Annotated in this window: 25 protein-coding genes and 1 riboswitch; of the genes, 8 read left to right on the top strand and 17 right to left on the bottom strand. The window is 32.5% G+C overall.

What is annotated here, in order from left to right:
- The first annotated feature begins 135 nt into the window (after positions 1–135).
- Positions 136–240: riboswitch (TPP riboswitch) on the top strand.
- 26 nt (positions 241–266) lie between these two features.
- The gene (gene pnuC / locus AB671_RS19185; protein WP_066679173.1) at positions 267–860 is read left to right on the top strand and encodes a nicotinamide riboside transporter PnuC; all 594 of its coding nucleotides are present in this window, start codon (positions 267–269) and stop codon (positions 858–860) included.
- Between the two features lie 307 nt (positions 861–1,167).
- Complete coding sequence (locus tag AB671_RS19180) at positions 1,168–2,187, top strand: hypothetical protein (protein ID WP_066679176.1); 1,020 nt, start codon at positions 1,168–1,170, stop codon at positions 2,185–2,187.
- Positions 2,188–2,207: 20 nt separating this feature from the next.
- On the opposite strand, the gene AB671_RS19175 is transcribed toward AB671_RS19180, so the two are convergent.
- On the bottom strand, positions 2,208–3,176 hold the full coding sequence (locus AB671_RS19175) for a hypothetical protein (RefSeq protein ID WP_066679177.1): 969 nt from the start codon (positions 3,174–3,176) through the stop codon (positions 2,208–2,210).
- 228 nt (positions 3,177–3,404) lie between these two features.
- On the opposite strand from AB671_RS19175, the gene AB671_RS19170 reads away from it, so the two are divergent.
- The 4 genes from AB671_RS19170 (at position 3,405) to AB671_RS19155 (ending at position 6,578) form a co-directional block, all read left to right on the top strand.
- Positions 3,405–3,737 carry a single-stranded DNA-binding protein gene (locus AB671_RS19170; RefSeq protein ID WP_066679178.1) on the top strand — a complete coding sequence of 111 codons (333 nt, stop codon included), beginning with the start codon at positions 3,405–3,407 and terminating at the stop codon, positions 3,735–3,737.
- 176 nt (positions 3,738–3,913) lie between these two features.
- Positions 3,914–4,375, top strand: a complete 462-nt coding sequence (locus tag AB671_RS19165; protein WP_228390948.1) for an HRDC domain-containing protein — start codon at positions 3,914–3,916, stop codon at positions 4,373–4,375.
- A 134-nt stretch (positions 4,376–4,509) separates the two neighbouring features.
- Positions 4,510–5,880, top strand: a complete 1,371-nt coding sequence (hisS, locus tag AB671_RS19160; protein ID WP_066679182.1) for a histidine--tRNA ligase — start codon at positions 4,510–4,512, stop codon at positions 5,878–5,880.
- Positions 5,881–5,891: 11 nt separating this feature from the next.
- On the top strand, positions 5,892–6,578 hold the full coding sequence (locus AB671_RS19155) for a DUF1835 domain-containing protein (protein ID WP_066679185.1): 687 nt from the start codon (positions 5,892–5,894) through the stop codon (positions 6,576–6,578).
- A gap of 51 nt (positions 6,579–6,629) precedes the next feature.
- Here AB671_RS19155 and AB671_RS19150 read toward each other — a convergent pair whose 3' ends face one another.
- From AB671_RS19150 to AB671_RS19130, 5 genes are all read right to left on the bottom strand, one after another.
- Complete coding sequence (locus AB671_RS19150) at positions 6,630–7,136, bottom strand: thermonuclease family protein (protein WP_066679187.1); 507 nt, start codon at positions 7,134–7,136, stop codon at positions 6,630–6,632.
- A 362-nt stretch (positions 7,137–7,498) separates the two neighbouring features.
- Positions 7,499–8,143, bottom strand: coding sequence for a TerD family protein (locus AB671_RS19145; protein WP_066679189.1), 645 nt, complete (start codon positions 8,141–8,143; stop codon positions 7,499–7,501).
- 462 nt (positions 8,144–8,605) lie between these two features.
- Positions 8,606–10,165, bottom strand: coding sequence for a hypothetical protein (locus AB671_RS19140; RefSeq protein ID WP_066679191.1), 1,560 nt, complete (start codon positions 10,163–10,165; stop codon positions 8,606–8,608).
- On the bottom strand, positions 10,166–11,140 hold the full coding sequence (locus AB671_RS19135; protein WP_066679193.1) for a hypothetical protein: 975 nt from the start codon (positions 11,138–11,140) through the stop codon (positions 10,166–10,168).
- Between the two features lie 6 nt (positions 11,141–11,146).
- Entirely contained in the window at positions 11,147–12,169 is a 1,023-nt protein-coding gene (locus AB671_RS19130; protein WP_066679198.1) for a hypothetical protein, read from the bottom strand.
- Positions 12,170–12,328: 159 nt separating this feature from the next.
- Between AB671_RS19130 and AB671_RS19125 the strand changes: the two genes are divergently transcribed.
- On the top strand, positions 12,329–13,126 hold the full coding sequence (locus AB671_RS19125; protein ID WP_066679200.1) for a class I SAM-dependent methyltransferase: 798 nt from the start codon (positions 12,329–12,331) through the stop codon (positions 13,124–13,126).
- 59 nt (positions 13,127–13,185) lie between these two features.
- Here the strand turns inward: AB671_RS19125 and AB671_RS19120 are convergent, their stop codons facing one another.
- From AB671_RS19120 to AB671_RS19110, 3 genes are all read right to left on the bottom strand, one after another.
- Positions 13,186–13,428 (bottom strand): YtxH domain-containing protein, encoded by a 243-nt coding sequence (locus AB671_RS19120; protein WP_066679202.1) that lies wholly within the window; start codon positions 13,426–13,428, stop codon positions 13,186–13,188.
- Positions 13,429–13,529: 101 nt separating this feature from the next.
- Entirely contained in the window at positions 13,530–14,372 is an 843-nt protein-coding gene (locus AB671_RS19115; RefSeq protein WP_066679207.1) for an isoaspartyl peptidase/L-asparaginase, read from the bottom strand.
- A gap of 118 nt (positions 14,373–14,490) precedes the next feature.
- Positions 14,491–15,375 (bottom strand): cyanophycinase, encoded by an 885-nt coding sequence (locus AB671_RS19110; RefSeq protein ID WP_066679208.1) that lies wholly within the window; start codon positions 15,373–15,375, stop codon positions 14,491–14,493.
- Positions 15,376–15,664: 289 nt separating this feature from the next.
- Between AB671_RS19110 and cphA the strand changes: the two genes are divergently transcribed.
- Positions 15,665–18,292 (top strand): cyanophycin synthetase, encoded by a 2,628-nt coding sequence (gene cphA / locus AB671_RS19105; protein ID WP_066676953.1) that lies wholly within the window; start codon positions 15,665–15,667, stop codon positions 18,290–18,292.
- Between the two features lie 77 nt (positions 18,293–18,369).
- On the opposite strand, the gene AB671_RS19100 is transcribed toward cphA, so the two are convergent.
- The 8 genes from AB671_RS19100 to AB671_RS19065 all read right to left on the bottom strand — a co-directional run bounded on the left by AB671_RS19100 (position 18,370) and on the right by AB671_RS19065 (position 26,718).
- Positions 18,370–18,870, bottom strand: a complete 501-nt coding sequence (locus AB671_RS19100; RefSeq protein ID WP_066676951.1) for a hypothetical protein — start codon at positions 18,868–18,870, stop codon at positions 18,370–18,372.
- Positions 18,871–18,882: 12 nt separating this feature from the next.
- Positions 18,883–20,064 carry a hypothetical protein gene (locus AB671_RS19095; protein WP_066676949.1) on the bottom strand — a complete coding sequence of 394 codons (1,182 nt, stop codon included), beginning with the start codon at positions 20,062–20,064 and terminating at the stop codon, positions 18,883–18,885.
- Positions 20,065–20,138: 74 nt separating this feature from the next.
- Positions 20,139–20,972: a type 1 glutamine amidotransferase gene (locus AB671_RS19090; RefSeq protein WP_066676947.1), complete on the bottom strand. Its 834-nt coding sequence runs from the start codon at positions 20,970–20,972 to the stop codon at positions 20,139–20,141.
- A gap of 32 nt (positions 20,973–21,004) precedes the next feature.
- A complete protein-coding gene (locus tag AB671_RS19085) occupies positions 21,005–22,123 on the bottom strand; it encodes a carboxylate-amine ligase (RefSeq protein WP_066676940.1) in 1,119 nt (372 codons plus the stop codon).
- A gap of 25 nt (positions 22,124–22,148) precedes the next feature.
- Positions 22,149–23,102 carry a RimK family alpha-L-glutamate ligase gene (locus AB671_RS19080; RefSeq protein ID WP_066676939.1) on the bottom strand — a complete coding sequence of 318 codons (954 nt, stop codon included), beginning with the start codon at positions 23,100–23,102 and terminating at the stop codon, positions 22,149–22,151.
- Between the two features lie 47 nt (positions 23,103–23,149).
- The gene (locus AB671_RS19075; protein WP_066676937.1) at positions 23,150–23,860 is read right to left on the bottom strand and encodes an alpha/beta hydrolase-fold protein; all 711 of its coding nucleotides are present in this window, start codon (positions 23,858–23,860) and stop codon (positions 23,150–23,152) included.
- 90 nt (positions 23,861–23,950) lie between these two features.
- Positions 23,951–25,162, bottom strand: a complete 1,212-nt coding sequence (locus AB671_RS19070; protein ID WP_066676932.1) for an acetyl-CoA carboxylase biotin carboxylase subunit family protein — start codon at positions 25,160–25,162, stop codon at positions 23,951–23,953.
- 140 nt (positions 25,163–25,302) lie between these two features.
- Positions 25,303–26,718 carry a leucyl aminopeptidase family protein gene (locus AB671_RS19065; protein ID WP_066676931.1) on the bottom strand — a complete coding sequence of 472 codons (1,416 nt, stop codon included), beginning with the start codon at positions 26,716–26,718 and terminating at the stop codon, positions 25,303–25,305.
- Between the last annotated feature and the right edge of the window lies 1 nt (position 26,719).

The raw sequence follows: 26,719 nt of genomic DNA, 5'->3' as shown, positions 1-26,719 counted from the left end.
TTTCTCATCTGCAAATTTGCGAAATCAGTGAGAAAATTATTTTCAAACAGATTTCTAATCTCAGTTGTTTCTTTTGCCTCTTTTGTAATAAAAAAGACCAAATATTTTTTAATGTCATTTAAAAACATCAATTTTGCACGATCAATGGGGTGCTGCAAATTGCGGCTGAGATGATACCCGGGAAAATTTTCCACACCTGATCTGGGTAATTCCAGCGTAGGGATTTTTTGATTTATCATCTCATCATTTAATTTATATAAGTTAATTTGATGCAGGACATTTTACAACAGACAACATGGCAAGAATGGCTTGGGGTCTTCTTTTCAGTATTTCAGGTTTTATTGGCAAGAAAAAATAATTCGAATAATTATCTTTTCGGTATTGCAGGGATTTCACTAACGCTTTACGTGATGATACAATCTAAGCTCTACGCAGAGTTTACGCTCAATCTTTACTATTTGGTAATGAGTATTTATGGATGGTTGTATTGGAAGTTTGGAAAAAGAAAATCCGAAACAACAATTTCTGAAACGACCAATAATGAAAAATTAATTACCGCAGGAATTGTGATTGGAACCTTTAGTATTTTCTATTTTTTTCTGACGAATTTTACCGATTCTGATGTTCCGATCTTGGATTCTTTGGTCAGTGCTTTTGCTTGGTCAGGAATGTGGTTGATGGCTCGAAGAAAGATTGAAAACTGGATCTTACTCAACATCAGCAACATTATTGCAATCCCTTTGTTGATTCATAAAGGCCTTTATTTGTATGCAGTTTTGACGGCTTTCTTGTTCATCGTCGCAATTTCTGGTTATTTGGAATGGAGGAAAAGTATTAGATCTAAATCGGTTATTGTTTAATTAAAATGCTTAAACGAATCGATATTTAAGTCTTTGAATCAACTTAATCTGTTAAATCAGCGAGAAATAATTAAACGCAAAGGTTTACTTAAAAAAAAACACATATTTTAAAGGAGCAAAGATGGCAACTTCGTTGCTGATGAAGCTTGAAAATATATGCTTAGAATCAATTTTATTGACTATTCTTTACCTCTTAAATAATAAACATACAGAAATAAAACTTTGCGTTGAAAAAACAAGAATTATAAAGTCCCATTTAAATTAAGGAGATTAATCTTTTTAATTATTAAGAGATAGATAAAAAGGAATGTTTACACCTAAAGAAATAAGAGAAAAAATGCATGGAGCTTCTGAAGTTCCAAAGTCGATCATTGATCAGATTCATCATGAAAGATTGCTTCAGATTTGGGTCCCGAAAAGGTATGGCGGATTGGGATCTCGTTTAAATCATGGTTTACAAGTACTTTTTGATTGGTCAAAAATTGATGGAAGTTTAGGTTGGATGCTCACTTTATGTTCGGGTGCTAATTTTTTTTCAAGAAATTTAAAACCAAATATTGCTAAAGAGCTTTTTTCCAATTCAAAAACCTGTTTTGGCGGAAGCGGGATGATTGGCGGAACAGCCGAAAAACAAACCGATGGAACTTTTCTGATCAACGGACTTTGGCATTTTGCAACAGGCACTCCCCATTTAAGTCACTTTACTTTAAATGCTACCCTGACTGAAAATGGAGATCCTTTGCTTGACGAATCGGGTTTAGAAATTATTAGGTCATTCGTGATCTCTAAAGATCACGCTGAAATTATTCCGAATTGGAAATCGATGGGAATGAAAGCAACCGGTACCTATTCTTTTAAAGTTGATAATGTAAAAGTTTCTGAGGATCATAGTTTTATTTATGATGAGTTTTTTACGGATGATGTTTTAGATAAAATTCCGTTCAGGATTTTTGCAGATCTCACTTTATTGGTCAATTACCTCGGAATGGCTTCTCATTTTTCTGAAGAAGCCATTAAAATTAGACCTCATCTTGATTTAAACTTTTTCGATAAAAAAATAGAAGATGCAATGGTAAAAGTGATTGAATTTGCCAATGAAATTGAATGTTTATTAAGCGAATCTCAATGTATAAACCAGGAAAAGCAATCAGAAATTCACGATCATTCTTCAGGTTTAGTTGAAAGTTTGTCACATCAGATTTTGCAGATCTACATTCAGTTAGGAATTAAGGCAAGTCATACCAATTCTGCGGTTTATCAGATTTTCTGTGATTATTTTACGGCGACGCAACATTCTAATTTTAGGAGGGAGTTGAATTTTAAATAATTATAAATTTATTCATATTTTTAATTAATATCATTATAAGAATTAACTTTATAAACTAACTGAAATTTGATTGTATCTTTTTTTGAATTTGGATATTTTTCCAAATATAAACGTTCTTCAAAAGTTTTCATTATTTCTAAATCCAAATCATCTCTAACTGCAAACTGAATTTCATTTTTGTTTTTACCTAATTCAAACTGAACAATAATTTTTCCTGATTTATCTGAGTTTTTAAATAATTCTTCAAAAATTTTATTTGTTTTATCAACAATTAGACTTAAATCTTCAACAGAAGAATTGTTTTTCAAATCTATATCACTGCTTAATAAAATAACCTTTTCAAGTTTAGTTTCTTTATTTCCTTTATCTGTCATATAAACTTCGTTCCCACTTTGGTAGATTTTAAAACTTCCGTCTGTTTTGTATGTTCCATTATCAATGGGATTGTAATAAGATTTTTTAATTGGAAATTCGTCAATCCATAATAGCTTCATGTTTGTTTTCAAAAAATTAAGAATGTAATTATGGTGCTCTGTTTCAAGAATAAATAATGGCTCTTCAATGTCAAATGATATTGTTGACCAATAATATTTCAACTCATCTTCATTTGCTTTTCTGATTTTATAATCTCCAGAAATTTCTTTTTTTACTTCGTTCCAAATTTTTTTTGAATCGTCCAAATCTTGGCTCATTTTTCCATCAACTTTCATATCATCTATGTGAAAGACAACATTTCCGGGAATACCTTTTAAACTTTCAATATTCTGAAATCTATTCCATAAAGTTGGTCCAATTATTAAACTTTTGTCCAAAATGGAATAATAATCTTTCTGTGAAATACTTTCAGCAATCAATTTTTTTACTTTTTCATTTATTTTATGACTCGCATAATTATAAACAACTCCATTGGGGATTATTATTTTTTCGGTGGTTTGCCCAAAAGAAAAACTTATTGTTGATAATAAAAATGTTGTAAACTTTAATTTCATAATCTGTTTTTTAAGTAATTTCTACTTATATCAAATATAATAAAATCAATCATCCAAAATGAGTTATAAAAATACATTTCATCCTTAGTCGTTTTCAAACGACTACAAACGAATTTAAATAGTTTATTACCGACTAATTTTTGCAATCTGATGAATCTTTGCAACAGAGATTTGAGAAAACAAGTGAACGTCTCTTATTTAAATCGCTAATCTTAAAAATATAAAGTTATGTCACTAAGAAACAAAGTAACCTTGATCGGTTTCACAGGAAAAGAAGTAGAAACTGTAAACTTCGAAAACGGAGGAATGAAAATTTCAGTTTCACTGGCTACAAACGATCATTACACCAATGCAAAAGGTGAGAAAGTAGAAGAAACACAATGGCACAATCTGGTTGCTTTTGGAAAAACGGCTGAGATCTTTCAGAAATATGTTCCAAAAGGAAAAGAGATCGCTGTTGAAGGAAAATTAACGTACAGATCATACGACGATAAAGACGGTGTGAAAAGATATATTACCGAGATCAGAGTAGATGAACTTATGCTTTTGGGAAGTAAATAATATCTGTTTATCAACCTACATTTTTTACGATAAACTTTCAGTTTTTTGGTAAGGTTACACTGTTTTTAACTTAAAAACAGCAAGTTATAAAGGAGTTTTTGCGCACTTTGCGTCAAAATAATTGTAGGATCAAAACAGGTGATCAAATAAATTATTGTTCAACTTTAAAATCACAAATGATGAAAATAAAAGTTTTAAAGATCAGGATCGCAGATGAATTTCTGCATGAAGACCAAAAAGTAATAGATCATTTTCTTGAAGATCATGAAATTATTAAATCTGAAACTGCATTTGTACACGACGAACAGTTTTGGTCGGTGGTATTGTATTTTAATGATGTAGAATCTGCCATTAATAAAACGAGTGTAAAAGATCCTAAACCTGTAAAATATTCTGCAGAAGACGAAGTTCTGAATAATGACGAAATAAAAATTCTGGATGCGCTGAAACTTTGGCGCTCTGAGAAAGCAAGAGAGCAAAATCTTCCTACCTATTTTATTGCGACCTATAAAGAACTAGTATCCGTTGCCAAATATAAACCTGCGAAAAAAGAAGAGCTGCTCGACATCAAAGGTTTCGGAAAACATAAGATCGAAAACTATGGCGAAGAGATCTTAGAAATCCTTGAAAGCGTGTAAAATGAAAACACTAAAACACAAATGATGAAAGTGAAGGCCGCAGAAATAAGATCTACGGCTTTTTTATTGATTTAAAAGTCCTTTCAATTCCTTATTTTTGCAATCAATTACTTATTATTCATTACCCATATCATATGAAGCCAAGCTTAGCAAAAGGAACGAGAGATTTTACATCGCTGGAAGTTTCAAGAAGAAAATACATCATCAATATATTACAGAAGAATTTCGAATTATTTGGATTTCAGCCTTTAGAAACCCCAAGTTTTGAAAATCTTTCAACATTAACCGGAAAATACGGAGAAGAGGGAGACCGTTTGATTTTTAAAATTTTAAACTCAAGCATCAACGAAGCTAAAGAAGAAAAGAAAACTCAAATGTTGAGCGATTTTCAGAAAGCTTTAGATAAACCATTTAGCGCAGAAAGTCTTACAGATAAAGCGCTTCGTTATGACTTAACGGTACCTTTCGCAAGATTTGTAGCAATGAATCATGGGAAATTAACATTTCCGTACAAACGTTACCAAATTCAGCCGGTTTGGAGAGCAGACCGTCCGCAAAAAGGAAGATTCAGAGAGTTTTATCAGTGTGATGCTGATGTTGTAGGAAGCGAAAGTCTTTATCAGGAAGTAGATTTGGTGCAATTGTATTTAAAATCTTTTGCTCAGTTAAAAGTTTCAGTAACCATTCATATCAACAACCGAAAAATTCTTTCAGGTTTGGCAGAATATGCGGGAATTACAGATAAGCTGATCGATTTCACAGTTGCTTTAGATAAGTTAGACAAAATCGGAAAGGATGGAGTAGTGAAGGAACTTTTAGAAAGAAATATTTCTCAGGAATCAATTGATAAATTAGATTTCCTTTTCAATCAGTCTAATGATGCTTTGGAAAATCTTCTTCAGCTGAAAGAAAAATTTGCAGGAAATGAAATCGGTTTGAAAGGTGTTGAAGAACTTGAATTTGTGATTACTCAATCTCTAAATCTGGGTGTCGATATTCAGAATCTTGTTTTTGATATTACTTTGGCGCGTGGTTTAGATTATTACACCGGAGCAATTTTTGAAGTAAAAGCAGATGAAGCGCAAATGGGTTCCATCGGTGGTGGTGGAAGATATGATAACCTAACCGAAGTTTTTGGGGTGAAAAATGTTCCCGGAATCGGAATTTCTTTTGGCTTAGATAGAATTTATCTGGTAATGGAAGAGTTGAATCTTTTCCCTGAAGAAGCTGCATCAAATGTAGAATATCTATTTGCTAATTTTGGAGGCGAAGAAACTTCGGAAGCTTTAAAATTAATCATCCAATTAAGAGAAAAAGGAATTTCTGCAGAGCTGTATCCTGAAAGTGCAAAGATCAATAAGCAATTCACTTACGCTGAAAAGAAAGGAATTAAAAACCTTGTATTCTTAGGTGAAGAAGAGTTGAAAAACAATACGGTTACTTTTAAAAACTTAGAAGCTGGTGAACAAAAAACAGTTTCTTTGGAAGAGTTTCTTAATTCATAAATTCTTTGCAGATGAATATTTTTCACATTCTGAATGGCGATTGTTTAGCCGAAAAATTTTCAAAAAATTTGGAAGGTGAAAGTATTATCTGGCGTGAAGCTTTAATTGACGGACCTGTTTCTGAAGATGATTTTTTTGAAAATCGTAAGAAATTTATCGCAGAAAATTACGATTCAGAAAGTAATTATAATGAATTGGTGGTAAAAGAATTTCAGAAAATGCAAAATATTCCTGAGGGTTCTGCTGTATTTTTCTGGTTTGAAGACGATTTGTTTTGTCAGTTAAATTTTTGGTTTTTAATTTCGAGTTTGAATTTACATAAAACAAAGATTTTTAGAATTTTCCCAAAAGAAACAGAAAAAGGATTTGCAGAAAGTGAAGAAAATGATTTGCTGGAACTATTTCATTCGGCAAAAGAGATTAATGATAAAGAACGAAAATTAATTTCAAATCTTTGGGCAGATTTTCAACAGAATAATTTATCAAAAGAGACCTCATCTGAAATTGTGAGAAATTTTGAAGAATTGATTGTTGCAAGCGAAAACAGATTTAATGGAGCTTTGGAAAGTCAAATAATAGATATTCAAAAGAATGCAGAAACTTTTGAAGAAGTTTTCACAATCTTCAATCAGAAATATCCTGTTTATGGATTCGGAGATTTACAATTGAAGAGATTGATGAATCAGTTTTTTGGATGATTTTAGATAAAATATTAAAATTCCGGCTCGAAAAAGCCGGAATTTTTTGTGTTATTTGCTTTTAGCAATTGTAGATAAAGTTTGTTTCGAAGATTTCTTTCGAGATTTTCTCCATTCCCAAGGTGCTGTTGGGCTCTTATCAATCCATAATCCTAATTTCAGTTTTCTTGCATACTTTTCTAAATCATCATAGCTGTTGTCTTTAGAATATTTTTTGTAATGCCAAGCAAAACCATTTTTTACAAGTTCTTTATTAAGATTTTTTCCGTTTGATAATATAATTTCGGCAAGCAATCTTTTATTTCGGTCTTTCTTCCAGCCGGTAGAAAGTTTTATTTTTTTTCCAAAACACAAATCTGAAGCAAACTGCTTTGCGTTGTTTCCGAATGGTTGTTTTTTTTCAGGACAATCAATATTCGAAAGTCTCACAGTTTGTGGTTTTCCATCCATTAATATCTCCACAGTATCACCGTCTTTTACTCCGATTACTTTGTAAGATTTGTTTTGTGAAAAAATTATAATTGGAAAAAGGAAGAGAAGAAAAGTTTTATAAATCATTTAAATATAATTACATTATCATTGTTATCCACTTTTAATACTTCCAAAATCTACAGAATAAATTTTCTGAAAAGTATAATTAATCATGGATTGCCTTTACATTATTTAAATTAATATTTTCGCCTTTTGTAGGTCTTAAATTAATTTTCGTAGTACACGACAAAAAAACTTATATGTTTTTTTGCTGCAAAAGTATCAAAAGAAATGATAAATTCAAAAGTTTATGAAATCTAAAAACTCTGCTCTGCAAATGCTTTGTTAGTTTTTAACAAACAAAATCCTGTAATAATTTTGTAAAGTTATCACAGGATTTCAAATAATCGTTTTAGAAAATAAAAGAATAGTTTATCTACAATAGAATATTAAAATCCACGAGTAAGTTTAATAAATTTTTGTTCATCAATTGCTTGTCCCATCGCTTTAAATTTCCATTCATTATCTTCACGAAAAAGCTTTCCTAAAACTAAAATTCCCTTATTTTTATGATTATCATTAGAATTAATGCTAAAATCAATTAATGCTTTATTGGCTTTTACATCTTCATTAATCTTTAAATTGACAGATTCTACTAATGAAAAATCGGTTTCCTTCATTTTTCTCCGATCAATACTTAAATAAAAAAAGACTGTTTCTATTTCATTTTCTATTTTTTGAGGATTTATTTTTATCGTTTTTTTGTACTGAGAATTATCAGTTACTGTTTCATAAAAATGATGAAAAGCATTGTCTTTTGAATGGTATTTACCTAAAGGGAAATTATGGTGAATAAGCCAGCTGTTGTATTTCGGAGAATAGATCCAGTCGACTGCTTTTTTTTGAGCATCAAACATAATACAAGTTAGGTCTAGATCTATGTCTAATCCATCTTTTTTCGTTTTTATTCCTAAAAAATTACGCTTCTGCATTTCTATTTTCCCCCAATTGACACCCAAAGTATAACTAGTGTCATTGCTTTTAGCATCTGAAAATATTTTGATAACCTGACTTTTTTCTAAAATTGCTGTCATAATTTTTTCTAAAATTTTTACTAAAAAAAACTAATCTCAAGCTGTTCTTATGTCGTAAACAAAAAGTAATTTTTGTTGAAAAAAAATAAATACAATTGCAGCCTTGATTTAAATAAATTAATCAAAACGTAAAGAAAAAGAAAATATAAAATTGTAGATTTTTATTTGATTCAATAATTAGGAATACCGTTGTTTATTTAGTTTTTAGCTCTTAGTTTGCGACAAATTTAACATAGTTTTTTGAAATAAACCTAATTTTTTATATTAATTTAAGTAATATTTAAGTTTTTCAACAATATGTTACATTAATGTTAATTATAATGGTAAAACTATTAATTAAATCATTCTTTTTGTAGATATTATGCTTCTTTTGAGATTTTTATTTTCGAAAAAAGTATGATAAATGCATAGATGAAAAATTATTTTAGTTAAAAGTAGCAGTGCTTGGTGAAATATTTTCGCTTACCTTAACAGAAAAAAAGGAATTTTAAGTAGCGAATCTTTCTTTTGCAATATTTTATTTGAGCCAAATGCACCTGGGTTTTGTTTAATTAATTCTTCAGCATAGTCATCTTTTTGAAATTGGTAAACATCTTTTATAATTTTATTTTTTTCAAAAATAAGTTCCACCGTTTTCTCAATGTTTGTATTGTTTTCGACAAGCAGGTCTAAAATCAGTTTTTTGTTATTTTCATCTTTTGCAAAATCATTGGGCAAAGGGTTTAATTTGCTTTCTGCTACATCAGTATTTTTTTCAATGGTAGGTTCTTCAGTAATAATTTCTTGTGGAACCATTTCTTTTACTTCTTCGTAATGCATGAAATAAAAATAGGTAGTTCCTCCAACGAATAGAAGATTTATAATGATTGAAATAATCGCTAAAGTTCCAAAATTTCTATTTTTATCACTTCTTTCAGTACTTCTTTCAGTACTTCTATCATTTGAATCTCTTTGATAAGGATTTGAATATGGAGATACACGATTGTTTGCATCCGAATTTGACAGTGATGATATCTGAAGAGAAGTTCGTAATTTTCTCTTTTCGTCATTAAACTCTCTCTCCAATTGTTTAAAAGAATGAGTTACTTCTTCGAGGTGTTTTCCTGAATTTAAGGCAGAAACTAAAGCTGGAATTTTATTCGAAAAATTATTATAATGATGATCCAAAGAAGTTAAATTACTTTTTGATTCTTCTATTTTTTTTTGATTTTCAGAATGTTTTTGTTCGCCTTGAGCAATTTGCTTTTTCAGATTGTCAAGTTCTTTTTTTTGTTCTTCTTCCAGTTTTTCTTTTTCTCTTTCTAAGCGAGAAATAGCATTTGTGATTTTCTGCTTTCTTTCTTCTTCTAAGATTTGAATTTCCTGATCCAAACCATTTTTATCAATGATTCTAAAAAGCCTTTTCTGAGATACGAATTCAGCAATTTCTTTACTGTCAATAAAAAAGATTGTGTCATATTTGGGAAGTAGCTCAAACGATTTTTTAAATAAATTCTGAATTTCGTTATTTCCAAATTTTGGTATGAAAACAACCAGATTTTTTCCGGAATTTTCCCATTCAAGAACATTCAATTGATGAGTTTGATGTTCCAGTTTTTCAAAATCTTTAGAGAATATATTTTCAATATTGAAATCTTTAGAATGATTAATTGTCAATATATTATTACTGACATTATTATTTTTCAGCCTTTGATGAACATCATGAAGAGAACTTAAAATTAAATTCTCAGGTAAAATTTCATTGGTAAAAACCAGACTTGTACCTATGAAGGTTCCGCTTCTGTTAGAGTTTTTTTCTTTTGCATAAGTGTAAACAGAATAAGAGATAATAAATTTATCTGCAATACCCTCTTTTCTAATCGAGTAAATACGGTCATTGGGAGATAATAATTGTATAGCGTCTGTTTTTAAATCGAAAGTTTTTAGAGCTTTTTCTAAATTTTTGTTTCCATAAATACAGGATTGTGTAAAGCCATTCGGTGTTCCAAATGTTGCATAACCAAAGACATTTATATTTTTCATTTATTTTGAAAAGTTAAATTTTATTTTTTCCCAGAAAGTACCTTCATAATCTAAATCGTAACCAACAATATTATGATACAGCCACTTTGCAATCACTTCTGCCGACTCCAGATTTAGGAGCGTTATTTTTTCAATTCCAGCCTGATTTTGTACGTTTCCTATTGTAAAATAAGTTTTGCTGAGGTTATAAGTGTCAATTCTGTTATTGGTCATACTCAATCTCTCGCTAATGAAATTTTCTAGATGTTGCTCATTGTCTACACCTGTATTTCCAGATTTATCCCACTTGGAAATTACGAGAAGTACATTTACATTTTTTAGATTTTTCCCTTTTTTTTCCAGGTAATCTAAGAATTCTACAATTTTAGAGTCTTCATTATGTGCTTTGTCATAGCTTGTTACAATAAGAAAATTCAAAGGGATGTCAGAATTTAGGTATGCTTCAATATCTGCATGGTATTTTCCTCCTCGTGAGATTTCGTTATGATTTTCACCTGCTGTTTCTAAAAATGAAATATTAATAGAAGGAACTTTTTTCGATTGATTATTCGGATCAAATACAAAATCTAATCTTGTAACCTGATCTCTTGTGCTTCGGTTCGGAAGAATACCTTTTTTAATATTTTCAAAAAAATCAGCCAATAAAATTTGAGCCTCCCTGGAATTTGGGCTTCCCAGTTTGGGTCTTAAAACTCCAGCGTAAGAATTAAGATAATATAGAACGGCAGACAATATAACCGATTTTCCTGAAGCAGATGTTCCGTAAAAGAAAACGAAATTACTGTCTTTATTTTTCACAGTAGTTGTACTGCCGTTTGAAGTGGGAACAAAACCATCTTCCTCTATTTCAGGATGGGTGTAGATGTTTTCATTCACTACAATCTCGTTTTGAGGCTCATTAAAATCATCGAATTTTTTAAAATCGTTGTCGATATCATAGTTGTCGAAAGAGAAAGGTTTGTCGTTATGTATCATGGTAGTTTATTTATTTGGGATTAATGTTCTGCCTTTTTTCCTGTTTCCTAAAACACTGTTATTGGTTCTGTTATCTGGGCTTGTCACCAACAAAATAATAATTACAATGACGAAATCTAATAGAATACATCCCGCTAAAACGACAAACTGATACATCCCGAAATTTTTTATAGCATGCTCAAAAGCATATCCTATTTTACCTACATCCTGAGTTTTAGAAGAAAGCATTTCAAATTTAAATTTATCTTCTCCCAAAACATTACTTGCTCTGCTTCCTAATTTATTGTAATCGGTTAATGCATTGTCAATAAGAGTTTGTGCCAAATCATCTTTATCTTTTTTACTTAGAGCTAAAAATTCCTGTGTTTTTTTATTCCATTTTAGAACAGAGTTATTGATGTCTGATTTTAAGTTTCTCTCATCAGGTGATAGATCCATGACCATATTGTCTATTTGACTTCCCATTCGCAATGCTAAATCTTCATAATCTTGCCCTACTGGGGTTAATAAATCAACTTTTTGCCCCGTCATTTTTTCAATATCTCTGATTAATGATTGTGCTCTTGAGCCGATTCCCTGGTTTGCGGGATCTACAATCTGTGCCATCAGCTGTTTTTTCTTGATTTCTATATTTCTTGCCGTCTCTTTTGGGTATTTGTAGCTTAATTTAGATTCAATATTTGTTTCCAAATTGTTAAAATCTTCGTTTAAGGTTCTTAATTCAGTACTGTAAATATCTGTTCGCATAAACCTCGTGTACAAAGCATTAAAATTTGCAATAAAGCAAAATGACGCAATGAAAACATAGATTCCTACCAAACTTCCTGTAGATTTACCCTCAAGTTTTGCCGCCCGAAGCATCCAGCAAAGAAATAATAACAGCAAAGAAAGCACGAGTGCGATTACAAATGATGCATTGCCGAAAATCTGCTCAAGCCCGATCCAGGTTTGATAAAAGCTCACGCTGATTAATAATATTGCGAGCACACCCAAAAATAGATCTGATGCTCCTAAAGAATTTTTACTCATGGTTGGTATTTATAATATTGTTTTTTCTTTCCTCTAAAAACAAGAAATTATGTATTCTAATTTTCTTCAAAACTACAGTGGCATTCTTGTATTTTTTTACGGGAAACCATAAACGATGAATGTTTTAAAAAAAATTATATTTACATTAAATAAAACTCAATGGAAAACTATTTAGAAATCAATAAAAAATCTTGGAATGCCAAAGTAGAACCACACTTAAAGTCGGATTTCTATTTTTTAAATGAATTTTTAAAAGGAAGAACTTCTTTAAATTCTATAGAATTAGAACTTTTAGGAGATGTAAAAGGTAAAACAATTCTGCACCTGCAGTGTCATTTTGGGCAAGATTCTATTTCGCTCTCAAGAATGGGGGCAAAGGTTACCGGAATTGATCTTTCAGATAAAGGAATTGAAGCAGCAAAAGATTTAGCTAAACAATGCAACACAGATACAGAGTTTGTCTGCTCTGATGTCTATGATTTACCTAATGTTTTAAACGAAAAATTTGATATTGTTTTTACAAGTTATGGCACAATAGGCTGGCTTCCTGATCTTGAAAAGTGGGCGGGTGTGATTAATCATTTTTTAAAACCTGACGGACAGTTTATCATGGCAGAATTTCATCCTGTAGTTTGGATGTTTGATGATGATTTTAAAGATATTGCGTATAATTATTTCAATGAAAAACCTATTGCAGAAACTTATGAAGGAACGTATGCTGATTTTTCTGCTGATCTAGTAGAAGATTATGTAATGTGGAATCATTCATTATCAGAAGTAATGCAGAATTTAATCAATAAAAATTTAGTAATCAATCAATTTCAGGAATTCGATTGGTCTCCTTATCCTTGTTTTAAGCACATTGTGGAGTTTGAAAAAGGAAAATGGCGTACAGAGAAATTTGGGAATAAAATACCAATGGTTTATGCCATTTCAGCACAAAAAAAGTCATCGTAATGATGACTTTTTTTATATGAATGTTAAAAAATGAATATCTAAGTTTGTTGATTCAAATTTTATAATTTTGATGCAGAATCCTCTACTTTTGATTTTGCTTCGTCAAATTTGCTTTGAGCCTGGGAAGCCACTTCATTTGCTTTATCTTTCAAATCATTTCCCCATTGGTTCAAATTATCTTTCGCAGAATTGATTTTATCTTTTACAGCTTGCTGCTGCTCTGGAGTAGATTTTTTGTATTTCCAGTATGCTAAAGCGCCTAGTCCTAATAAAGCTAATATTCCGTTTGTCTTATTTCCCATGATTTCTGATTTTTAAAGGTTGTAATATTAAAATTTTGTTACTAGTAACTATGTAAAATGTGTGCCAAAAATATTTTAGGAATAATAAATAAATGTTAAAATTATTTAAAAATTTCAAACTGATTTCCATCAAAACTTGCAAAGACCATTGTTGGATAAGAGTCTTGATGATAAATATTTCCGTTTTTATCAATAGCAATAGCTCCTGCAAAACCATCAATTGTTTTTAGTTCTGCAAAAGTTTTGTCAAAAGCTTCTTTCAAATTCATCCCGTCGGTTACTCTGGTTACAATTTTGGCTGAGGTCGCATTGCTTACAATATCTTCACCCACTCCGGTACAGCTTACCGCGCAAAATTCGTTGGCATAATTTCCGGCTACCGTTGCAGAATCTGAAATTCTTCCCGGGATCTCAAAACCTTTTCCTCCAGTAGAAGTGGCAACAGCTAATTTTCCGTTTTTATCGATGGCAACACAACCAACAGTTCCTTTTCCTCCGGTTTTTAGTTTAGCTTCATATTCTTTTCTTCTTTGAGGAATTTCAGTGGAGAAGTTTTCAAATCCGTTTTTATCAGCATAAATTTTAGCTCCGTTTCCTCCTAAAACACGGTCGTCTTCTTTCATTAGTTCTTTCGCCACAAAAATAGGATTCTTCACATCCTGGATATTGATAACACCACTCATTTTCTGAGTTTCACCATCCATCAAAGCTGCGCTCATTCTGATAACGCCGTCGCTTTGAATTTGCGAACCGATCCCTGCATTAAACAGTTCATCGTCTTCCAAAAGAGAAACTGCATACGCAACCGTATCTACTGCAGAATGGGTCTTTAAATATTGATATGCCTTTTCAGCGATGTTTTTTAAAGAATTTTGTTTGGCAACTTTTACTTCGTGGCTTTGATCGCTCTCCGAGAAAAAACCTCCGTGGATAATGATTTTCATAAAAATTATAGTTGATGATTGATAGATGATAATTGATATTAAATCTTCGATTTTAAATAATTTGATTTGAAATTAAAAATTAAAATCATTTATTATTTATCGATTATCAATGATTATTTTATGTTTGAGGTATCGGATTAAACTGCGAATTCTCTATCGTTAGTTTTCTTGTCGTCAGATCATAATGATCATTCATCGACATGACGTGTACGGTAAGATTATCTATTGAGATAGGTTCGCCTAAATTGATGTTGGTAAGATTAGTATCTTTAATAAATCTTCCATCAACAATAATTACTAAACCAGATCCTACGGCGGTCATTGTATCATTATGAATGAAAAGCCCTGTGTCTTCACCTAAACCGATTCCTAAAGTTCTGGGATTATTTACCACCGCCTGAAAAAGTCTTCCGATTCTTCCTCTTTGTACGAAATGGGTGTCTACAATAACGTTGTCAATCAAGCCTAAACCTTGAGTTGTTTTAATTTCACCTTTCAATAAAGCTTCAGAACTGCTCCCTTGATAAATCATATTCTCAGAAGCTGCGGCGGCTCCAGCTGAAGTTCCGGAATAGATAAAATCCTGCTCTTGATATTTTAGTAAAATAGCATCGTGAAATCTTGTGCCTCCCAAAATAGAGGTTAATCTTAATTGGTCTCCTCCTGTAAACATCACAACATCTGCTGCATTTGCTCTTGCAACAATAGCATCCGAATTGGCTTCTTCACGGTTATGAATATCTAAAATATTGACGTTTTTAGCTCCTAAAAATTCAAAAGCTTTTTTATATTCGGCACCAACAATTTGAGGGATTTGCGACGCAGTGGTCACAACCTCAATTACAGAATTTTCTTTGTTTTTAGATTCAGTAATAATCTTTCTTAAAATTCCTCTTTCAAAAAAGTTAAGATTTTTTTCGACATTCTGATCGTAATCGGTCTCAGAAAAGCTGCCTTTATTCACAGCTCCACCGATAATAATTAATTTTCCAACAGGTTTCATAGCTTGCAAATTTAAAAAATAATAAATTGTTAATGCAATGTAAACCCATTTTTAACGTATTTCCTTTGACTTTTAATCGATTACAGAAATTGTATTTTTTTAATAAATCTTTAATAACGCTATGGTTTTGTTTATGGTTTTGCATTATCTTTGATTTAGAAAGATGTTTTTATTAAAGTAATTAAGGCATAGAAAAAACTATGAGATTATAATTTTTTTAATTATTATATTATAATTTTAAAATTGGTGATTCTAGATGACAAATGGAAAAAAAATTAAGTAGCTGCATATGAAAATTGAGAAAATACAGGCTTTGCGTGGTCCGAATATCTGGAGCATAAGAAGAAAGAAGCTGATACAGATGCGTTTGGATCTGGAAGAAATGGAAGATTTTCCTACGAATAAAATTGAAGGTTTTCGGGAAAGAATAGAGCAGCTTATGCCTTCGCTCATTAGTCACCGTTGCTCAGAAGGAACGAGAGGTGGTTTTTTTCATAGAATAGAGACTGGAACATGGATGGGGCATGTAATCGAACACATCGCATTAGAAATTCAGACTTTGGCGGGGATGGAAACCGGATTTGGAAGAACACGTGAAACAAAATCTCCCGGGGTTTACAACGTAGTATTTGATTATATTGAAGAAAATGCAGGGGTTTATGCTGCTGAACAGGCGGTAGAAATTGCTTTAGCTTTAATTGAAAATAAAGAATACGATATCAATGCCTGTATTCAAAAACTGAAAGAAATTAGAGAACGTGTAAGATTGGGGCCTTCTACAGGAAGTATTGTAGAAGAAGCGGTTTCAAGAAAAATTCCGTGGATAAGATTGGGGAGTAATTCTTTGGTACAGTTAGGTTATGGTGTTAATCAACAAAGATTCCAGGCGACAATTACGGGAAATACAAGCTCGATTGCTGTAGATATCGCATGTAATAAAGAATTGACGAAAAGAATGCTTCACGATGCAGCAATTCCTGTTCCGATGGGGGATCTAATTGTAGATGAAGAAGATCTACAGAGAGTCATCAAAAAAATTGGATATCCTATTGTAATAAAACCTTTAGATGGAAATCATGGAAAAGGTTCTTCGATCAATGTTAACGATTGGGTTTCTTCGCTTACAGGCTTGGAACATGCTCAAAAATATTCAAAAAAAGTAATTGTTGAAAAATACATTACCGGATATGATTTCAGAGTTTTAGTAATCAATAATAAAATGGTTGCGGCAGCGAGAAGAGTTCCTGCCCATGTTGTGGGTGATGGTGAATCTAATCTTGAAAAATTAATTGAAAAAGAAAATAAAGATCCGAGAAGAGGATACGGTCATGAAAATGTATTAACTGAAATCACCATTGATAAAGATACTTTAGAATTACTTGAAAAACTTCAATATACTTTAGAAACTGTTCCTCAAAAAGGGGAAATTGTTTATCTAAAATCTACGGCCAACCTTTCTACAGGAGGTACTTCGATTGATGTAACCGACATGGTACATCCTGAAAATATCACAATGGCTGAAAGAATTTCAAAAATCATCGGTTTAGATGTCTGCGGAATTGATATTATGGCAGAAAACCTTACGCAACCCTTGAAAGAAAGCGGCGGAGCAATTATAGAAGTCAATGCAGCACCTGGTTTCAGAATGCATTTAGCTCCAAGTGAGGGTCTTCCGAGAAACGTTGCAGCTCCGGTTGTGGATATGTTGTATCCGCAAGGAAAACCTTTTACGATTCCGATTATTGCAGTTACAGGAACTAATGGAAAAACAACCACGACAAGATTAATTTCACATATTGTAAAAAGTAACGGTTATAGAGTAGGATTTACCACATCAGATGGAATTTATATTCAGAATACGATGTTGACGAAAGGGGATACAACGGGTCCTATTTCTGCTGAATTTATTTTGAAAGATCCAACCGTAGAATTTGCGGTTTTAGAAACGGCAAGAGGAGGGATTCTTCGCTCTGGTTTAGGTTTCGGACAGTGTGATATCGGGGTTTTGACCAATATTAAAGAAGATCATTTAGGAATGAATGATATTCACAATCTGAAAGATTTAACCAAAGTAAAAAGGGTAGTACTCGACAGCGTAAAGAAAAGCGGATGGAGCGTTTTGAATGCTGAAGATGAGTATTCTATGAGAATCATCAACGATTTGCCGAGTAATGTTGCTATTTTTAGTTTGGATGAAAATAATGAATACATCAAAAAATTCGCTAAAGAAGGGCGTACAACCTGCGTTTACGAAGAAGGCTATGTAACCATTAAAAAGGGAGACTGGAAAATCAGGATTGGAAAAGTAAAAGATTTCCCGATCACGATGGAAGGAAAGGCAAAATTCATGATAGATAACGTTTTGGCAGCGAGTTTGGCTTGTTATCTTTATGGTTTTGGGATTGAAGATATCTCCAATTCACTTCGTACATTTATTCCAAGTGCACAGTTGACCCCGGGAAGACTGAATGTATTTAAATTTAAAAACTTTAAAGTTTTAATAGATTTTGCACACAATCCTGCAGGTTACGAAGCGATTGAAGATTATCTTAAAAATGTAGAATCTACCAAGAAAATCGGAATTATTTCCGGTGTGGGAGACAGAAGAGATGAAGATATCAGACTGTGCGGAAAAATTGCCGGTAGAATGTTTGATCATATCATTATCAGAAACGAAAAACACCTTCGTGGAAGAACAGAAGAAGAAATCAACAGTTTGATTATCGACGGAATGCAATCTTCAGGAAAAGATGTAAGTTATGAGACGATTCCTAAAGAAATTGATGCACTGAAACACGCAATGGGAATGGCAGAAGATGGTACTTTTATTACCGCTTTAAGTGATGTGATTTCTAATGCAATTGACCTTGTTCAGGATTATCAGGCGAGAGAATTGCTTGAGGATGATAGGATTTAAGATAATATTTATATAATGCAAAAAACCTCAGGATTTCTGAGGTTTTTTGCATTATATAAATAAATTAAGATTAAATTTTATCCACTTGCACCTTTAAAAAACCAAGTGTTATTTTCTTTTCTAACCATAAAAATAAACATGTCATCCCAAATGAAATTCTCATTATTTTCATCTTTTAGTTTATTGCCACAGAAAAAATAATCAGTTTCAGTTGGAACATAATATCCTGGAAGCTTAACTCCACTTTTTTCTATAAGTTCTTGAGGTGTATAAACTTCAATTATGTAATTGTCTATATAATCTTTGTAAGTTTTAGATTTATTACGAATTGCAGAATTAAATGATTCACAGAGTTTATCTTTAAATTTTTTCTTTTCTACAATGCCATCTCCATCAAGAATAATTACAGAATTAGAAATAAGATCATAGTTTTTACAACCTTTTTGAAAGTAAGTTTTAACGAAATCAAGCGAAAATTGTTTTGCCTGAGTTTTCAACGAAACTTCATTTTCTTGAGAAAAGATTAAAGAATTTAAACTTAATACCAATAAAAAAGAAAGTTTAATTTTTCTATTCATTTCTAATATGTTTTATTCTCCAAAAAACGCATGCGAACTTCCAATCCAGATTGCGTCCTTTTTGTTAAAATCTACATTTACCATCGCGGCTTTTGTCATTCTTGAAAGGTTTTGAAGTAAAATTGGGCGCTCTTCATTTTCTTTCCAGATATAAAGTAAACGGATCTCTGCTCTTGAAAAATCTCCGTTGATATCTTCAAAAATAGGTTCATAATTTACTTTTCGCTGCAAGATATAATTTTCTTTGTCTGAAATAGCGTCAGTAATCTCTTTTGTGGGATTTAGATTTACACCACTTCCTGCGAAAGAAAACAAAGGTTTTAAAACAAAATTTTCAAGGCTTTCATTTTCAGGGAATTCGTGCAGGAAATAGCTTTTAGGAACAAATTCATGCTTCAGCAAAGGCAAAAGATATTTAGAAATTTTGAAAAACCAATTCGGATGAGTCACCCATTCAACATCTACGTTTTCACGGAAATTAAACTCAGTTTTAAGGTCAGGAATATTATCAAGCTCATCAAAAATAACACGGTTGTAAATCCTTGTAATTCTGATCAGTTCACCATTGCGCTCATAAAATAATTGATCCCCCTGCTTTTTTACTTTAGTGAGACAAACCGTTTTTATTCCTAAAAGTTTTTCGGTTAAGGCAAAATCAATCGCTGTTTTTTGTTTTTCAGGATAAATCTCAAGCAAGATAACGTTTTCAGGATCTTCTTTACCAACTATCAGTTCATATAAATGTTTCTGATACTCTTCATCTGAAATGTTATTTTTCAATTGATCTAAAAACGGGTAAACTTCACGAAACGTCTCTTCATAAACATTCTGAAAAGCATACAGCGAAGGAAAAGCTTGTAATTCTATCAACTGAGGTTCTATTTTACCATTTTCACTTCTGCAGATCCCAAAATCGATGGTGAAAAAATGAGGTTGTTTGGTATCGTTGGGAACTTGGCAATTTTCAGGAATCGAGTTTTCTAAAGTTCCTTCAGGGAAATTTTTGATCTGATCAATAATACTTTCACTTGCGGAAACTAATTTTTCTTTGAATTCATGAGTTAAAAAGATTGGACTTTCAGACAATCTGAAGGTAGGTTGTATGCCACTTTTTTCTTCTAAGATTGCTTTTATCTGATCATACTTTTCGCTGGTGAATTCTTCGTTAAATTGTTTTCTGTATTTTGGGATCATAATTTTTTTCTTTTGTGATTTAAAAAATCGAACAGTATTGCTCGATTTTAATTGTTTTTTATTTGAACTTTTTATCAGACTGTTGCCGTCTTTTGTTTCAAAATATTTTTCTTAGCATCGCTTAAAAAACGAGGGAGAATCTGAGATTGTGTAAGAACGATTTTGTCTTCGTCATTAATTCTGTCCACGGTTTCCAGATATTTTTCCATACCGTAATTTTCAATCATCGCTTCTTTATTTTTCTCGTCTTTCAGATTTTCAATCATTCCATCAGGATTAGCTTCAGGATGAAACTGTGTTCCGAAAATTTCATCAGAAAAACGAACTGCCATAATTGCTCGTTCCAAATCGATATGAGGACGAGATTTTTCAATCGCCACCATTTTCATACCTAATTCTTCAAAACGCTCTACATTAGGTTCAATAAACTGATACGCTCTGGAGTCTACGGCATAAAAAGGATCGGGTAAGTTTTTGAATAAAAATTCCTCTTCGCCTTCTTCCGTTTTATGAATTGGCTGCACTCCAAAAGAGTAAGATTTTCTTTTACAGATATTTCCTAAATCCCAATGAATACTTGCTAATTGAAATGAATGACAAATCAGAAAAAGATACTTTTTTGAATCATTATGTTTGTTATGTTTATAAACTGCATCTAAAAGATCTGCAAATTTCTGCTCCCATTCAAAACCTTCACGATGCGGATCTCCTGGCCCGCCAGAAGAAATGAATAGGTCAAAATCCTCAATGTTTGGAATTTCATTTTTATGTCTTACATCAAAACCTGTAATGCTTATATTTTCTTCCGATTGCTTTTGGAAATTCTCAGAGATCTCTTTAATATTTTTAAACCCTTGATTCGCCTGATTGTTGTTCATATCCAGCAAAGCAATTCTTACATTTTTCATAACCTCATAATTTCTGCAAAGTTATGAAATTATTATAAAGCAGTTTGACTGTGCGTAATGCCGTATTCGGTCTCAGATATCATATAATCAACGACTTTCTTCAGATCGCCGGTTTCTTTATAGATGGCTAATTGTCTATCTGCACCAGTTCCGTTTTCCAAAATTTTCCAGGCATATTCTACTTCTTTTCTGCATCCTAAATCATCTACAACATCATCAATGAACTCTAAAAGTTCTTTTAAAAGATCAGGATAAGGAACTGACTCTTCTTTACCAAAATCGATAAGTTTAGAATGAATTCCGTCTTTGGAAGCTCGCCATTTATTTTCGTTAAGCAACAATCTTCTGTAGCTTCTGAAGCTTAAATTCTGCTGGTGAAGTTTATAGATTTTTGCCACTAAACTCTGCATAATTGCAGCCAGACAAACCGTTTCTTCAATTCTTAAAGGCATATCGCAAATTCTGAACTCAATAGTCGGATAAAACGGATGAACACGCAGATCCCACCAGATCTTCTTGGCATTATCGATAGTTCCGGTTTTTACCAAAAGATCAACATAACTGTCAAACTCTGCTAACGAATTAAAGTAACTTGGAATTCCGGTTCTGGGGAATTTTACGAAAATTTCCTGCCTGTAGGATTTAAAACCTGTGCTTCTTCCAATCCAAAAAGGGGAGTTTACGGAAAGCGCATAAACATGCGGAAGAAAATAACGCATTACATTCTGTATTCTTACGCCTTCTTCACGGTTTGGAATTCCAATGTGAACGTGTAATCCGAAAATAAGATTTCCACGGGCAACATCGCCCATATCGTCTACGATTTTGTTGTAACGTTCACCATTTGTAATCGTGTTGTGTTCCCAGTTTGAAAAAGGATGAGTTCCACCCCCAGAAACACGAAGTCCCTGCTCGTGAGCTGTATTAATCAAATGTCTTCTAAGATTGGTGAGTTCAGCCTGAGCTTCCTGAATATTCTGGCAAATTCCTGTTTCCATTTCAATCATTGATTCGTGCATTTCGTGTTTTAAATTTTCACTTAAAACAGCTTTTCCACCTTCAATAATTTTTGAAACATGAGAAATTAAATCGCGGCTTTCAACATCGATAATCTGATATTCTTCTTCGATTCCTATTGTAAATTGATGCATTTTTTTTTCAGTGTTTTTTTAGGTTTTATTTTACAGAGTCTTTTACAAAAGTTCCCCACGAAATATTTGGTTTTCCGGGAACGTATTCTTTAGCTTTTTCAATGGCTAATTTTGCAGAGTGTTCTACGATCCAAGCAAAATTTTCTTCTCCTACAGAGTTTTTATCTGCATCAGGAGCAGGATTACAGAAATCAATTGCATACGGAATTCCATCTCTTACTGCAAATTCTACGGTGTTGAAATCATATCCTAAAGCCTGATTCATTTTTATGGTATAATCATGAATTGTTTTCAGTAATTTTTTTAAATCTTCACCTTCTGTTTGATGAGTAGTTTCATATCTCAGATGAGGTGCATTTCTTGGCTCATAAGGCATGATGTGAACGTATTTTTGTCCTAAACAATACACTCTGTAATAATCCTGGAAAACAATTTCTTCCTGCACCATCATTACCAATTGCTCTGTTTCGCTCAGTTTATCCCAAAGATCCTGCGGATTTTCTACTCTGTATACGCTTTTCCAGCCACCACCGTCGTGAGGTTTCATGTAAGCAGGAAATCCTACGTAATCAAAAATATAGTCCCAGTCGTGTGGGAATTTTAGATTTCTGAATGAAGTTTCTGAAGTATCTGTAGGTCTTTCGTGTGAAGGAAGCAGAACGGTTTTAGGTAAAGGAATTCCAAGTTTTGACATCAAAGCATTGTTGAAGAATTTCTCATCTGCACTCCACCAAAAAGGATTATTGATTACATAAGTTCCGTTTAAAGCTGCATTTTTCAGATAAGCCCTGTAGAAAGGAACATTTTGAGAAATTCTATCGATAATCACAGCATAACCATAATCTACACCTTGTTCTAATTTATCAATATTTACTGCTTCAGCGATTACTTCTCCACCTCCAAGTTCGTTTACCTTATCAATAAATGCCCACGGAAATGTATCTTCCATCCCGAATAAAATTCCTACTTTTTTTGCCATAATTTGTTTTTTTAATGATTTAATATTAATATTTGAGTTGTTTTAATTTAAAAAAATGCGCCGATGTATGTTGGAAAAGTCATTCTCCAAAGTGGCCAGTCGTGATTAATCCATTTTTTTTCGTCGTACCAGAAATCAATTCCTTTTGATGCTAAAATTCCTGCCATTTCTACATTTTTATCTTTACAGATATCTTCATCGGAAGTGCTTAAAACAATGTGCATATGTTTGTATTTCCAGGCTTCATCATTTTTAACAAATTCTCTCGGACAGTTAAAATAAACGAGTTCATCATCATATCCATCCATAAAATTTCTGATGCTGAACGCTCCCGAAAGACAGAATAAATGCGAGATAACATCCGGAAAACGAAACGCAAAATTTGCAGCATGATAGCCTCCGAAACTTGCTCCTGCGATTGCAACACGATGAACCTGATGAAGTTTTTGGATATAAGGAACAAATTCCTGAATCAGAAATTGTACATATTTTTCATAATTTCTGATTCTTTGTTGAGGTGAAATTTTTTCATCATAAAAAGTCCACGCATCAATTGTTTGAACGTTGTATAATTTTACTTTCCCCTGTTCAATAAACCAGTTGATACTGCTGTTGAGATGAAAATCGTGATTTTGAGTGTATAAACCCTGTGAAGTCGGAAACATAATGATCGGATGACCATAATGTCCGGTAACTTCCACTTTAAGGCTTGTTCCTAATATATTAGAATAATAATCTGTATGTTCTATATGTGGCATATTTTTTATAATTGATAAGTAATGAGTAATAGTTAATAATTTTGCATCTAAAATCTAAAATCTAAAATCTAAAATCTAACATCTAACATCTTAGCTTGATGGTTTATCTTTCGGGGGAAGTACATTCAGCATCTCTGCATGAATCTTTTCAGCTGCAGAATCGAGTCTGTTCTGAACAATTTCAGAATCTTTCGATTTATAAACAATTCCTACATGATAATCAATAGGAAGAAATTTCACGACTTCTTCACATTCAAAATCTTTATAATTGGGAGCTAAATCTTTAATCAGCGCAACAATCAATCCCGAATAATATCCAGTCGGTTTTGAAACTTCGTAATGATTTCCTCTTAATAGTGCATCTTCAATTTTTGCCCATTCACGCCAAATATTAATGTTGCTCGAAGCTTCTACCAAATCTGGGATATGGGCGCCTCCAACTCTTGAGGAAGTTTCCAGGAAATACCATTTTCGGTCTTCTTTACCACGAATGAATTCTGTATGAGTAGCACCATTCAATAAACCAAAGTTGTTTAAAACTTTTGCATTAGCTTCTTCTAAAGCTTTAAATTCATCAGAATATCTTCCAAGAGTTTTGGTTCTGAAAACCCCGCCTTCATGAGAAACCTGCATCGGTGGAGCTAGGTACTTTGAAGCAGAAGTAAAAACAATTTCTTTATTGAATGTTAAACTGTCTACATGGTAAACGTCGCCCGGTTTAAAGCTTTCGAGAAGAAATAAATGTCTTTCTTCACCCAGTTTTTCCAAGGCATTCCAAAGCTCTTCCTGAGTTTTTAATTTTTTGATTCCTGAAGCTGAAGCCTCAGAACGTGGTTTTAAAACCCAGGGTGGAGAAACTTTTTCCGTAAAATCTTTTACTTCCTGATCATTAAATACAGCAGTGAACTCAGGAACATTGATGCCGGAATCTTTTGCTTTTTGGCGCATGGCGAGTTTATCTCTGAAATAACGGTGCGTTGTCTGTCCCATTCCGGGAATACGAAATGTCTCACGAATCAGTGCAGCTTTTTCAACATCATAATCATCCAAAGCGATTACAGCGTCTACTTTCCGGGTTTTCATCAAGTGAGAAAATCCCTGAATAAGATGATCGAGATTCCAGACCGAAGGTTTTATCTCCGGCATATAGAAAACTTCATCGACAGCGTGCCATGGCCAGTTTTTTTCTTTTAAATTTTCCGATGTTACGAGGATGATTTTATTGCCGAGTTTTTTCATCTCATCCATAAAATCGTAACCTTTATAATAGCACGAAATACATACGATGGTTTTCTCCTTCATATAATGATTTTTAATTTTTATTAAATTATAAAAAATAAAAGCTTATGATTATTGATTATTTAATATTAAAAATTGATAATCGGTGTGCTTTTGGAAATTGCTAATCAAGTATAAGAAGAAAAATTTTAAAAAACTAATTTTTAATGATAATTTTCGATTAAATCGGCCAGTAATTGCACTCCAAAGCCGGTTGCTGCTTTTTCTTTTGCATATCCTACACTTCCAAATGCAACTCCTGCAATGTCGAGATGTGCCCAATTGGGATGGTTTCCGATGAATTGCTCCAGAAATTTTGCCGCAATAATACAATCTCCGAGAGGTTTCATTGAAATGTTTTTAAAATCGGCAACATCAGATTTAAAATCGTCTAACCAAACATCCCATAAAGGCAGATTCCATAATCTCTGATTGGTTTTATCGCCGGTTTTAATTAAAAGATTTTTCAACTCTTCATTGTTAGAAAACATAGCTCCACAAGTATCTCCAAACATTCTTACCGAACTTCCTGTAAGGGTTGCAAGATCAATTAAAATATCCGTTTTGTAATTTTTTGAAAGATAAGATAAGCCATCTGCAAGAGTCATTCTGCCTTCTGCATCAGTATTTAAAACTTCAATTGTCTTTCCGTTGTACGCCGTGATGACATCGCTTGGTAAGTAGGCATTTTCAGAAATTGCATTGTCTGTAATCGGTAAAATTGCTGTAATGTTAACGGGAAGTTTCATTTGCGATGCGTAAATTAGTGCTCCAATCACTGCGGTTGCGCCTCCCATGTCAGATTTCATATAGTGCATATTGTCTGAAGCTTTCAGGGAAATTCCTCCGGTGTCAAATAAAACGCATTTTCCTACAAGTCCAAAAGTTTTGGCATTTTTCTCCGTTGTTTTATATTCCAAAATAGTAAAAGCTGCATCATAAGCACTTCCCTGATTAACAGAAAGGAAAGCTCCAAGACCTAATTCTTTACATTTTTTTCTATTAAAAACGGTGTATTTCAACTGATTTTTCTTGGCTAAATTCTTTAGATAAGTATTGAAGATCTCAGGCTTTTTTAGATTGGCAGGTTTATTAAGCCAATCCTGACAAGCTACTTGTCCTTCACAGATCGCATCTATTCTTGAAGAAATAGTATCTAGTTTTTTCTGGCTTAAATTCCCAAAATGAAGCTCGAAAGATCTATTCCAAAAAGGATGGGTTCTATCAAATGGGTAAGTGTAAGTTCCCAATAATAATCCTTTTGTGAACTCTTCAAATTGTTTTTGATTAATGAATTCAGAAATTAATAACGTAGGTACGGTTTGTATATTTTTTTTCTGAGTCTGAGAAAATTTAACTCCAATTTGCTGAAATTCAAAATTCTGTAAAGTTTCTTTTCCAAGACCTATATAATAAGTGATGGTTTTTTCACTGGTTTCTATAAAAACTTCATGTTTTTTTCCTGAAAAAAGAATCGCAATATTTTTGTTGAATTTTTTAGAGTTTAAAGCCCAGGATTCTTCTGTGAATAATTGAAAGATCTGAGCGTATTGTTTATTTTTTTTGTTGAATAATTGCATT

Source organism: Chryseobacterium sp. BGARF1 (assembly GCF_001677955.1).
GTDB lineage: Bacteria > Bacteroidota > Bacteroidia > Flavobacteriales > Weeksellaceae > Chryseobacterium.
The sequence above is the reverse complement of the archived record's forward strand: the minus strand, read 5'-3'. Positions and strand labels throughout refer to the sequence as shown.